The organism is Micromonospora sediminicola (assembly GCF_900089585.1).
In the GTDB taxonomy this organism is placed as follows: Bacteria; Actinomycetota; Actinomycetes; order Mycobacteriales; family Micromonosporaceae; genus Micromonospora; species Micromonospora sediminicola.
In genome coordinates this window covers 3,938,794-3,950,684 of record NZ_FLRH01000003.1, presented here as the reverse complement: position 1 = coordinate 3,950,684, position 11,891 = coordinate 3,938,794, and the positions used below count along the sequence as shown (strand labels likewise).

Below are 11,891 nucleotides of genomic sequence, written 5' to 3'. Positions count from 1 at the left end.
GGTCCCGGCCCGCCGGTGACCCTCCTTTCGGCCGGTTCGTCGCGGCCGGCGATCTCCTACCGTGCTGGGCATGGGTGTGAGACGGGTGGCGGCCACGACGGGGCTCGCGGTGGCGCTGGTCGCGGCGATCGGTGTCCAGGCGGTGGCGATCGCCGCGAGTTGGGGCCTGCGGTACTGGCTCGTCGGCGGCGCCGCCGCCGTCGTGGTCGGCGCGCTGGCTCTGGTCCGCCGCCGGCAGCCGGCGTGGACGGCGGCGGCCGGACTGGCGGTGACCGGGCTGGCCGTCGCCGTCGCCCGCCTGTTCGAGCTGCCGACCGAGCCCGGCCCGGCGTTGGCGCTGGCGTCGGCGGTCCTGGTCGGCACGGCGGTACGCGTGCTGGCGCCGGCGCCAGCCGCCGCGGTCGCCGGGGCCGGGCTGGCCGTGGTCGTCGGCGCGTGGCTCGCGATGCGGCCCGGCGCGGGCGGGTCCGGCGTCGTGGCGGTGTACTCGCTGGCTTGGCTCGTCGGCGTCGCCGCCGGGCTCGCGGCGCGGCTGCGGGACGAGCGGGCCCGGGCCGCGGCCGAGCGGGTGCGCCGGGACGAACGGCGGGAGCTGGCCCGGGAGCTGCACGACGTGGTGGCCCACCACGTGACCGGCATGGTGGTGCAGGCGCAGGCAGCCAACCTGGTCGCCCGGCGGGACGCGGCGCGGGCGACCGAGTCGCTGGCCGGCATCGAGTCCGCCGGCGGCGAGGCGCTGCGGGCCATGCGCCGCCTGGTCGGGCTCCTGCGCGACACCGAGGACGGACCGCCCGCCTCGGCCGGGCCGGAGCGGGTCGAGGCGCTGGTCGACCGCTTCCGCCGGCAGGGGCCGCCGGTGCGGCTGCGCCTGCCCGACCCGGAGCCGTCCTGGCCGCCGGAGATCACCAGCAGCGTCTACCGGGTGGTCCGGGAGGCCCTGACGAACGTGGCCCGGCACGCCCCGCACGCGCGGACGGTGACCGTCACCGTGGACGAGGAGCCCGCCGGCGTCGTGGTCGAGGTGATCGACGACGGGCCGCCGGCGCCGGCGGCCCACCGGGGCGGCTACGGGCTGGTCGGCATGCGGGAGCGGGTCGAGGCGCTGGGCGGCACGCTGCGCGCCGGCCCCGGCCCGGCCGGCGGATGGTCGGTGCGGGCCGTCCTGCCGCCACGCGACGGGGGGTCCGCGTGACCATCCGGGTGCTGCTCGCCGACGACCAGGCGATGATCCGGGGTGGGCTGCGGCTGATCCTGGAGGACCAGCCGGACATCGCCGTGGTCGCCGAGGCCGCCGACGGCGTGGACGCGGTCGCGCAGGCCCGCCGGCTACGTCCCGACGTGTGCCTGGTGGACATCCGGATGCCCAGGCTGGACGGTCTCCAGGTGACCCGGGCCCTGGCCGGGCCGGGCGTGGTCGACCCGCTGCGGGTGGTCGTGGTGACCACCTTCGACCTCGACGAGTACGTCTACGGCGCGCTGCGCGGGGGCGCGGCCGGGTTCCTGCTCAAGGACGCCGGTCCGGCGCTGCTGGTCGAGGCGGTCCGCGCCGCCCACCAGGGCGACGCGCTGGTGTCGCCGTCGGTGACGGTGCGGCTGCTGCGGCACCTGGCCCCGCTGGCGCCGAAGCCCGACGCGCGGCTGCCGGCGCTGTCCGCCCGGGAGGTGGAGGTGGTGCGGGAGATCGCCCGGGGGCGGACCAACCTGGAGATCGGCGCCGAGCTGTTCATCTCGCTGAGCACGGTCAAGAGCCACGTGTCGACGGTGCAGACCAAGCTCGGTCTGCGCAACCGCACCGAGATCGCGGTGTGGGCCTGGGAGCACCGCGTCGTCGAGTGACCGGCACCACTGGCGGACGCACTACCGTACGTTGTACGTTAGTGCGGCTGTCGACGGAGGGGGCACACGGTGGAGCACGCCATCATCACGGAGGGCCTGCGCAAGCGGTACGGCGACACGGCCGCGTTGGACGGCTTCGACCTGCGGGTGCCACCCGGCACGGTCTGCGGGCTGCTCGGCCCCAACGGCGCCGGCAAGACCACGGCGGTGCGGACCCTGGCCACCCTGCTGCGCGTCGAGGCCGGGCGGGCCGAGGTCGCCGGCTTCGACGTGGCCCGCCGGCCCGACCAGGTGCGCTACCGCATCGGCCTGGTCGGGCAGCACCCGGCCGTGGACGAGGCGCTCACCGGCCGGCAGAACCTGGTGATCTTCGGCCGGCTGTTCCACCTTGGCCGCGCCCGGGCCCGCGCCCGCGCCGCCGAGCTGCTGGACCGGTTCGGACTCACCGACGCCGGCGACCGACCGGTCCGCACCTACTCCGGCGGCATGCGCCGCCGCCTCGACCTGGCCGCCGGCATGATCCTCGCGCCGTCGGTGCTCTTCCTCGACGAACCGACCACCGCGCTGGACCCGCGCGGGCGCAACGAGGTGTGGGAGGCGGTCCGGGACCTGGTCCGGGCCGGTACCACCGTGCTGCTCACCACGCAGTACCTCGACGAGGCCGACCAGCTCGCCGACCGCATCTGCGTCCTCGACGCCGGGCGGGTCGTCGCCGAGGGCACCCCGGACGCGCTCAAGTCCCGCCTCGGCGGCGACCGGATCGACCTGGTCGTCCGCGACGCCGGCGACCTCGCCACCGCCGCCGAGCGGTTGCGCCGGGTGGCCACCGCCGAGCCGGACGTCGACCCCGACCGGCGCGCCGTCAGCGCCCAGGTCGACGACCGGGCCGGCGCGCTGACCGAGGTGCTGCAGGCGCTCGACGCCGACGGGGTGACCGTGGCCGACGTGACGCTGCGCCGCCCCACCCTCGACGAGGTCTTCCTCCGGCTCACCGGCCGGCCCGCGTCGGCCGCCGGCCGCAGCGACGACACCCTGGAGGTGCCCGCGTGAGTAGCGCGACCCTGCCCGCCGGCGGCGACCTGCGCCCGGGACGGCCGTCCCTGGCCGGCGACAGCCTGACGCTGACCCTGCGCGCCCTCGCGCAGTGGCGCCGCGACCCCGGCCCGCTGCTCGGCGCGCTGGCCTTCAACGTGCTCATCCTGCTGATGTTCGCCTACCTGTTCGGCGGCGCGCTCCAGGTGCCCGGCGGCGGCGACTACCGGGAGTTCCTGTTGCCCGGCATGTTCGCCATGACCATGCTGTTCGGCATCAGCCAGACCACCGTGGCGGTCTCCGCCGACGCCGAACGCGGGGTCACCGACCGGCTCCGCTCGATGCCGGTGTCCCGGCTGGCCCCGCTGGTCGGGCGGGCCGCCGCCGACATGCTGTTCGCGGTGGTGACCCTCGCGGTCATGCTGCTCGCCGGCCTGGCCGTCGGCTGGCGGGCACACGGCGGTCCCGGGGACACGCTCGCCGCGCTCGGGCTCATCCTGCTGCTGCGCTTCGCGCTGGCCTGGGTGGGCATCTACCTCGGGCTGGTGACGAAGGGGCCGGGCGCGGTCACCGCCGTGCAGACCCTGGAGTTCCCGCTCGGCTTCCTGTCCAGCGCGTTCGTGGCGCCGTCCACCATGCCCGGCTGGCTCGGCGCGGTCGCCGAGTGGAACCCGTTGTCGGCGACCGTGGGCGCCACCCGCGAGCTGTTCGGCAACCCCGGTTGGGGCGGCGACTCGTGGGTGACCGCGCACCACCCACTGCTGGCGGTGCTCTGGCCGTTGGCCCTGATCGCCGTGTTCCTGCCGCTGTCGCTGCGGCGCTACCGCGCGCTGGGCGGCTGAGCGTGACGGTGGCCCCGCAGGCGGACCTCGGGCGGTGCGGGATCGTCCTCCGGCCGGCCGATCCGCCCCGCGCCGGCACGCTCGCCTGCTACGACCCGGGCGGCGACGCGCTGCCGGAGGCGTACGACGCGCTGGGGGAGCGATGCGAGTTGACGCTCGCGCTGCCGCTGGACGGCCCGGTGGAGGCCTGGCACGTGCCGGTCGTCGCGGTGCCGGTGGGCGCGGCGCTGTCCCGGCTGGTCGCGCCGCGCCCCGACGGGGACGCCACGCCCGCCGCCGCGTTCTGGTCCGCGGCGGCGCGCACCGGCCTGCACCTGGTCGCCCGGGGCCGGCTGCTGCCCGGCGTGTCCCCGGACGGCCACGACGCCTGGCGGGTGGGCCCGTTCGACGCCGCCGACGTCGAACGGATCCGCGCGCTCGCCGCCGCGATGCCGGCCGGGGCCCGCGCCGCGCCGGTCGACCCGGACGCGGAGAAGCTCCTGCTGCCCGACGCGGAGGCCCTGGTCCGGGCGTTCCTCGACGCGGTCGCCGACACGCTCGCGCGGACCCCGGACGGCGTCGGCCGGTTCGCCTGTCCGGAACCGGTCGGGTCGGCCGAGCTGCGCGACTGGGCGCGGGACGTCTCCGCCGGGGTGGACACCGGCCTGCGCACCGCGCTGCGCCTGGCCGGGCCGGCCGACCCGGACGGCGCGCTCACCGCCGTCGTGCGCATGCGCAGCCTCGCCGATCCCACCGTGGTGACCGACGCGGCGGCGCTCTGGGCCGGCGACGACCACCCGCTGGGGGACAACGCCACGGTCGAGGCGATGCGTGCGGTACGCCGGGCGGCGACGGTGTGGACGCCGCTGGAGCGGCTGCTCGACCGGGCCGACCCGGTCACGCTGCCGCTGCTCGACGAGGACGTCGCCGACCTGCTCGACGGCGCCGGGGCGCGCCTCGACGCGGCCGGCGTCACCGTCGCGTGGCCGGACGCGCTGCACCGCGACCTGCGAACCCGGACGCTGATCACGACGCCACCGCGACCGCCCGCGGACGTGGCCGGGCACCTCCGGTCGGCCGCGCCGATGCCGCTGAGCTGGCAGCTCACGCTGGCCGGCGAACCGTTGACCGAGGCTGAGACGGCGCAGGTGGCCACCGGCCGGCCGGTGCGCCGGCTGCGCGGCCGGTGGGTGGCGGTCCCGCCGGAGCTGGCCCGCCGGGCCCGGGACCGCTCGCTGCCGCCGCTGCGTGGCTACGACGCGCTGGCCGCCGCGCTGATCGGCAGCACGGAGGTGGCGGGGGAGCGGGTCGAGGTGGTTGCCGACGGCTGGCTGGACGCGCTGCGGGATCGGATCGCCGAGCCCGACGGCGGCGCCGAGCCGCTGGCCGCGCCGCCCGGACTGGCCGGCACGCTGCGCGCCTACCAGCTGCGCGGGCTGCGCTGGCTGGACCGGATGACCGCGCTCGGCCTCGGCGGCTGCCTCGCCGACGACATGGGCCTCGGCAAGACCGTCACGGTGGTTGCCCTGCACCTGCGCCGGCGCTCCGGGCCGACCCTGGTCGTCTGCCCCGCCTCCGTGCTCGGCAACTGGCAGCGGGAGATCCGACGGTTCGCCCCGGGCGTGCCGGTACGCCGGTTCCACGGCGCCGCGCGCACCCTCGACGGGGTCGCCGACGGGTTCGTGCTGACCAGCTACGGCACCCTGCGACGGGACGCCGCGACGCTGGCCGGCCTGCGGTGGGGCCTGGTCGTCGCCGACGAGGCCCAGTACGTCAAGAACCGCCTGAGCGACACCGCGGGCGCGCTGCGGGAGATCCCGGCCGAGGCTCGGGTCGCGCTCACCGGCACACCCGTGGAGAACGACCTGCCGGACCTGTGGGCGCTGCTCGACTGGACCACCCCCGGCCTGCTCGGCGCCGCCGGGGCGTTCCGCGCCCGCTGGGCACGCCCGATCGGGACCGACCGCGACCCGGCCGCGCTGGACCGGCTGTCCCGCCTGGTCCGCCCGTTCCTGCTGCGCCGGCGCAAGTCCGACCCCGGCATCGCGCCGGAGTTGCCGCCGAGGACCGTGACCGACCATCCGGTGCCGCTCACCGACGAGCAGGCGGCGCTCTACCGGCGGGTGGTCCAGGAGGTGATGGCGGAGATCCGGGAGGCCACCGGCGTGACCCGCCGGGGTCGGGTGCTCAAGCTGCTCGTCGCGCTCAAGCAGGTGTGCAACCATCCCGCGCACTACCTGGGCGAGGTCGACGGGCCGCTCACCGGCCGCTCGGAGAAGCTGCAACTCCTCGACGACCTGCTGGGCACCGTCCTGGCCGGGGACGGCGCGGTGCTGGTCTTCACCCAGTACGTGCGGATGGCCCGGCTGCTGGAACGGCACCTCGCCGCGCGGGGCGTACCCGCGCAGCTGCTGCACGGCGGCACCCCGGTCGCCGGGCGGGAGGAGATGGTGCGCCGCTTCCAGGCCGGCGACGTGCCGGTGTTCCTGCTCTCGCTGCGGGCGGCCGGCACCGGCCTGAACCTGACCCGGGCCGACCATGTGGTGCACTACGACAGGTGGTGGAACCCGGCGGTGGAGGAACAGGCCACCGACCGCGCCCACCGCATCGGGCAGACCCGCCCGGTGCAGGTGCACCGGCTGATCGCCCAGGGCACGCTGGAGGAGCGGATCGCCGCCCTGCTGGAGTCCAAGCGGGAACTCGTCGACGCGGTGCTCACCGGCGGCGAGACCGCCCTGACCGAGCTGTCCGACGCCGACCTGTTCCGGCTGGTGCGGCTGGAGGAGACGGCATGAGCGGCGAGGACCAGCCCGCCCGCAGCTTCCCCGCGTTCGGGCCCGGGCGGCGGGTCGGCCGCCGGTTCGCCGACACCTGGTGGGGCAACGCGTGGATCGAGTCGATGGAGCACGCCGCGCTCGACCCGGCGCAGCTCGCCCGGGGCCGGCGGTACGCCTTCGCCGGCCAGGTCGGACCGATCACGGTCAGCCCGGGCCGGATCGGCGCGGCGGTCCACGACGGCGACCCGGAGCACCCGTACGACACGGTGGTGCGGCTGCGTACCCTCACCGGCGCCCAGTGGGACCGCCTGCTGGACGCGGTGGCCGCCCGCGCCGGGCACATCGCCGCGCTGCTCGACCGGGACATGCCGCACGACCTGGTGGACACCGCCGACACCGTCGGGGTGCGGCTGCTGCCCGGGCCCGGAGACCTGGACCCGGAGTGCGACTGCCCGTCCTGGGACCACCCCTGCCGGCACGCCGCCGCCCTGTCCTACCAGGCGGCCTGGCTGCTGGACCGGGACCCGTTCGTGCTGCTGCTGGCCCGGGGCCGGGCCGAGCCGGACCTGATCGCAGAGCTGCGCGCCCGCAACGCCCGCCGGACCGTCACCGCCGCCGGCCCGGACGAGGCCACCGGCGTGCCGGCCGCGCAGGCGTACGCGGCCGGGCCCGCCGCCCTGCCCGGCCCACCGGCGGCGGTGACCGGCCCGCCGCTCGACCTCGCGCCGCTGCTGGCCGGGCACGACGCGCCCGGGGTCGACGCCACCGCGCTGGCGACCCTGGCCGCCGACGCCGCGCGACGGGCCCGCCGGCTGCTCGCCGGTGACCCGGCGGACCCGTGACCGGTCGTCCTCAGCCGGTGAGCACGACCAACTCGCGGGTGGCCCGGGTCATCGCCACGTAGCGGTCCACCGCCCCCTCGACACCGTCGCCGAACGCCGCCGGGTCGACCAGCACCACCAGGTCGAACTCCAGCCCCTTGGCCAGCTCCGGGCTCAGCGACCGGACCCGGTCCCCGGCCGGGAAGGTCGGGTCGCCGATGACGCAGGCGGTCCCCTCGGCGTGCCCGGCGAGCCAGCCGTCGACCACCGCCCGCAGCTGCGACCGGGCGCCGTGGCGCACCGGCACGTCGCCGGTGCGGATGGACGTCGGCACGTTCGCGTCCGGGAGCACGGCCCGGATGACCGGCTCGGCCTCCGCCATCACCTGCGCCGGGGTGCGGTAGTTGACGGTCAGCGTGGCCAGCTCGATCCGGTCGAACCCGACCCGTTCCAGCCGGTCCCGCCACGACTCGGCGAACCCGTGCCGGGCCTGGGCGCGGTCCCCGACGACGGTGAAGCTGCGCGACGGGCAGCGGGACAGCAGCATCTGCCACTCGGCGTCGGTCAGCTCCTGCGCCTCGTCCACCACGACGTGCGCGAACGGACCGGCCAGCAGGTCCGGGTCCACGACGCTCAACGCGCTCTCGTCGACCAGGCTGGTGCGCATGTCCTCGCCGCGCAGCATGGTCATCAGGCCCTCGCCGTCGTCGTAGGCGTGCGTGGCGATCAGCGCGTCGACAACCGTGTCCATCTGCTCCCGCTGCGCGGCGAGGACGGCCTCGTCGCGTCGCCGCCGCCGGGACGCCTCGGGGTCGCCGACCCGCCGCCGCGCCGCGTCCAGCAGCGGCAGGTCGGCCACCGTCCAGGCCCGGGCGTCGGCGCGCCGCAGCGCCCGGATCTCCTCGACGTCCAGCCACGGGGCGCACCGACGCAGGTAGGCGGGCACCGACCAGAGGTCCGCGACGACGTCGGTCGGGTCGAGCAGCGGCCACGCCCGGGCGAACGCGGTGACCAACTCCCGGTTGGTCGCCAGCGACCGGCGCAGCACGGCCTCCGGCTCGTCGCCGTCGTACTTCTCCAGCAGGATGGTGACCAGTTCCGCCCACACCTCGTCGCGCGCCTCGTTGTGCGGGGCGCCGGGCCCGGCCGCCTCGAACGCCCGCGCCCAGTCGTCGGCGGTCAGCCGCAGGTCGCCGTCCTCGGTGGCGACCGTCGTCCCGGTCGTCGGCGGCTCCTCGTAGAACCGCACCGCCGCGTCGACCGCCCGCACCAGGTCCGCCGACGACTTCAGCCGGGCCACCTCCGGGTCGGTCTCGGCGGCCGCCGCCGCGCCCTCCGGCACCAGGTCGCGCAGCGTGCAGATCTGCACCTCCTCCTCGCCGAGGCTGGGCAGCACGTCGGAGACGTAGGCCAGGTACGGCTGGTGCGGGCCCACCACCAGCACCCCGCCCCGACGCTCGCCGAGGCGGGGGTCGGCGTGCAACAGGTACGCGGTGCGGTGCAGCGCGACCACCGTCTTGCCGGTGCCCGGCCCGCCGTCGACGACCAGCGCGCCCCGGGAGCCGGCCCGGATGATGGCGTCCTGGTCGGCCTGGATGGTGCCGAGCACGTCGCGCATCCGGGGCGAGCGGGTGGCCCCCAGGCTGGCGATGAACGCGGACTGGTCGTCGAGGGCGGCGTGGCCGGCGAGCCCGTCGGCGGTGAACACCTCGTCCCAGTAGTCGGTGATCCGGCCGCGCGTCCAGCGGTAGCGGCGGCGGCTGGCCAGGCCCATCGGGTCGGCGTGGGTGGCGCCGAAGAACGGCTCGGCGGCCGGGGAGCGCCAGTCGAGCAGCAGCCGGCCGCCGGCGCCGTCGGTGAGGCCGAGCCGCCCCACGTACACCGGCTCCGTGCCGTCCGCGCCGACCATCCGGCCCAGGCAGAGGTCCAGGCCGTAGCGGCGCAGGGTCCGCAGGCGCGCGGTCGTCCGGCGGATCTCCTGGTCCCGGTCGACGGCCTGCCGGCCCTTGCCGCCGGCGGCCCGGCGGGTGGCGTCGAGCCGGTCGGACAGCTCGGCGATCGACCGGCTCAGGTGCTCCGCGAGGGCCGCGAAGTGCCGCTCGTCCGCGGCGACCAACGCCGGGTCGGCCTTCGCGCGGAGGCGGTCGGGAAGATCGAAAACGCTGGTGGTGGGCGGGTTCAACTCGTCGGCTCCGATCTGTGGCGCATCCGCCCCCGCCGGTACGCGGGCACGGCCGTACCTCCGCTCTTCGCGGCTTTTCCAATTCGTCGGGAACGTGGCTTCGGCCGGCAATTCTGCGCCACCACCCGGGGCTTGCCGCAAGACCCCGGGTGCGCTATATGTTGGTAGTGGCGGGAGATCCCGCCATTCTTTTTGCGCGAACAGTTCTTGTTTCCCGTTCCCGGCCGCCGCGGCCCACATCGCGGCACGTCCGGGCCGGTACGATGGCGACACCATGTCGAAGGAGCGCAGGCGCAAGGCCGACCCCGCCCGTAGCCTGGCCCTCCTCTGGCGCACCAGGGAGCCGGCGAGCCGGGGCGCCGGGCCCGGTCTGAGCGTCGACCGGATCGTGCGCACGGCCGTTGAGATCGCCGACGCCGAGGGCATCGACGCGCTCACCATGCGCCGGGTCAGCGAGGCGCTCGGCGTCGGCACCATGTCGGTCTACACCTACGTGCCCGGCAAGGCCGAACTGCTCGACGTCATGGTCGACGCCGTCCTCGGCGACCTGCCCCGCCCGGCCGACGTGCCGGGCGGCTGGCGCGGGCGGCTGGAACGCATCGCCCGGGACAATCTGGCGCTCTACCGCGCCCACCCGTGGCTGCTGCGCGCCGAGACCACCCGGCCGGTGCTCGGCCCGAACGTGCTCGCCAAGTACGACTACGAGCTGCACGCGGTGGCCGACATCGGGCTCGACGACGTGGAGATGGACGCGGTGCTCACGCTCGTGCTCGGGCACGCGAAGAGCGCGGCCCGGGCCGCGCTCGACGTGGTCGAGCTGGAGCGGGAGACCGGGATGACCGACGACCAGTGGTGGCAGACGCACGGGCCGTGGCTGGAGAAGTTCATGACCTCCGGCAGCTATCCGCTCGCCGCCCGGGTGGGTACGGCCGCGGGCCTGGCGCACGGCGCCGCCTACGGGCCGGACCACGCCTTCGAGTTCGGCCTGCAACGGGTGCTCGACGGCATCTCGGCGGTCGTCGCCGAGCGGACCGGCGACGCTTAGGGTGGTCGCGTGATCACCTGTGTCGTGCACTACACCATCGATCCCGCCCGGATCGAGGCGTTCGAACGGTTCGCCCGCGCCTGGATGCGGCTGGTGGCGCGGCACGGCGGCGTGCACCACGGCTACTTCCTGCCCGCCGAGGGGGCGAGCGACCGGGCCGAGGCGTTGTTCAGCTTCGAGAGCCTGGCCGCGTACGAGCGCTACCGTGCCCGGTTCGGGGAGGACCCGGAGTTCGTCGCGGCGGACCGGATCCGCGACGAGTCGGGTTGCGTGCTGCGCTACGAACGCACGTTCATGCGTCCGCTCCTGCCGACGGACTGACGCGGGCCCGCCGTCGCTAACCGGCCCCGGGCGTGGCCGGACCGTCGGCGGCGGCCCGGTACCGCCGGGCCAGGTGCGCGAAAGCGTCCCGCAGCTCCGGTGGCCCGACCACCTCGATGTCGGCGTCGTAGCGGCCGAACAGGGCGGCCAGGCCGGGCCAGGACCAGCCGCCGAGGACCAGCCGGCAGCGGTCCGGCCCCAACTCCTCGACCAGGCCGTCACGGGTCCACGCGGACACCACCTTGGCGGGCAGGTCGAGGATCACCTCGCCCCGGCACGGCCAGTCGCCGGGTCCGGTGGCTCCCCGGAACCGGCCGGCGACGAACGCGGCGACGTCGCCGCCGGGCAGCTCCCGGGGCGTGAACCGGGGGCCGGTGGGCGTACGCGGGCTGATCCGGTCCACCCGGAACGTGCGCCAGTCGTCGCGGTCCAGGTCCCAGGCGACGAGGTACCAGCGCCCGCTCCAGGTGACCAGGTGGTGCGGTTGCACCCGGCGCGGCGGCGGGTCGTCGGCCGGCTCCGCGGCGGCGCTCCGGTAGTCGAAGCGCAGCACCTCACGGGCGTGGACGGCGGCGCTGAGCGTCATCAGCAGGCCCGGCTCGACCCGGGGCTTCGCCGCGGGGCCGGCGCGCTCCACCGCGACCACCCGCAGGGCGTCCACGCGGTGGCGCAGCCGGGGCGGCATCACCTGCCGCACCGTGGTCAGCGCCCGCGCCGCGGCCTCCTCGATGCCGGTGACCGTGGTCGCCGCGGTCTGCAACGCCACCGTGAGCGCCACCGCCTGCTCGTCGTCGAAGAGCAGCGGCGGCAGCGCCGAGCCGGCGCCCAGCCGGTAACCGCCGTCCGGGCCCTTGGCGCTGCCGATCGGATAGCCCAGCTCGCGCAGCCGGTCCACGTCACGGCGCACGGTCCGCGTGCTGACCCCGAGCCGGTCGGCCAGCACCCCGCCCGGCCAGTCCCGGCGCGCCTGGAGCAGGGACAGCAGGGCGAGCAGTCGGGCGGACGTCGTCGACATGTCCCGCATTCTGCCCGCAGAAGCGGACACATCCTGACCGC

10 protein-coding genes are annotated in these 11,891 nt (G+C 76.4%); 8 read left to right on the top strand and 2 right to left on the bottom strand.

What is annotated here, in order from left to right:
• The first annotated feature begins 70 nt into the window (after window positions 1-70).
• The 6 genes from GA0070622_RS18870 (at window position 71) to GA0070622_RS18845 (ending at window position 7,308) form a co-directional block, all read left to right on the top strand.
• Window positions 71-1,192, top strand: a complete 1,122-nt coding sequence (locus GA0070622_RS18870; protein ID WP_091574626.1) for a sensor histidine kinase — start codon at window positions 71-73, stop codon at window positions 1,190-1,192.
• On the top strand, window positions 1,189-1,836 hold the full coding sequence (locus tag GA0070622_RS18865; protein WP_091574621.1) for a response regulator: 648 nt from the start codon (window positions 1,189-1,191) through the stop codon (window positions 1,834-1,836). Before GA0070622_RS18870 ends, GA0070622_RS18865 begins: the two co-directional genes overlap by 4 nt.
• Window positions 1,837-1,905: 69 nt before the next feature.
• Window positions 1,906-2,886 (top strand): ATP-binding cassette domain-containing protein, encoded by a 981-nt coding sequence (locus tag GA0070622_RS18860; protein ID WP_091574617.1) that lies wholly within the window; start codon window positions 1,906-1,908, stop codon window positions 2,884-2,886.
• Entirely contained in the window at window positions 2,883-3,710 is an 828-nt protein-coding gene (locus GA0070622_RS18855) for an ABC transporter permease (RefSeq protein ID WP_245666403.1), read from the top strand. Before GA0070622_RS18860 ends, GA0070622_RS18855 begins: the two co-directional genes overlap by 4 nt.
• Window positions 3,711-3,712: 2 nt before the next feature.
• Window positions 3,713-6,484: a DEAD/DEAH box helicase gene (locus GA0070622_RS18850; RefSeq protein ID WP_245666401.1), complete on the top strand. Its 2,772-nt coding sequence runs from the start codon at window positions 3,713-3,715 to the stop codon at window positions 6,482-6,484.
• On the top strand, window positions 6,481-7,308 hold the full coding sequence (locus GA0070622_RS18845; protein WP_176710507.1) for an SWIM zinc finger family protein: 828 nt from the start codon (window positions 6,481-6,483) through the stop codon (window positions 7,306-7,308). The genes GA0070622_RS18850 and GA0070622_RS18845 overlap by 4 nt, the downstream gene beginning before the upstream one ends.
• A 10-nt stretch (window positions 7,309-7,318) precedes the next feature.
• On the opposite strand, the gene helR is transcribed toward GA0070622_RS18845, so the two are convergent.
• Window positions 7,319-9,469 carry an RNA polymerase recycling motor ATPase HelR gene (gene helR / locus GA0070622_RS18840; RefSeq protein ID WP_091574613.1) on the bottom strand — a complete coding sequence of 717 codons (2,151 nt, stop codon included), beginning with the start codon at window positions 9,467-9,469 and terminating at the stop codon, window positions 7,319-7,321.
• Window positions 9,470-9,743: 274 nt separating this feature from the next.
• Between helR and GA0070622_RS18835 the strand changes: the two genes are divergently transcribed.
• Together GA0070622_RS18835 and GA0070622_RS18830 are read left to right on the top strand one after the other, a co-directional pair.
• On the top strand, window positions 9,744-10,514 hold the full coding sequence (locus tag GA0070622_RS18835) for a TetR/AcrR family transcriptional regulator (protein WP_091574609.1): 771 nt from the start codon (window positions 9,744-9,746) through the stop codon (window positions 10,512-10,514).
• A gap of 9 nt (window positions 10,515-10,523) precedes the next feature.
• Window positions 10,524-10,835, top strand: a complete 312-nt coding sequence (locus GA0070622_RS18830; protein WP_091574604.1) for an NIPSNAP family protein — start codon at window positions 10,524-10,526, stop codon at window positions 10,833-10,835.
• 16 nt (window positions 10,836-10,851) lie between these two features.
• Here GA0070622_RS18830 and GA0070622_RS18825 read toward each other — a convergent pair whose 3' ends face one another.
• A complete protein-coding gene (locus GA0070622_RS18825; protein WP_176710506.1) occupies window positions 10,852-11,850 on the bottom strand; it encodes a WYL domain-containing protein in 999 nt (332 codons plus the stop codon).
• Window positions 11,851-11,891: the final 41 nt, after the last annotated feature.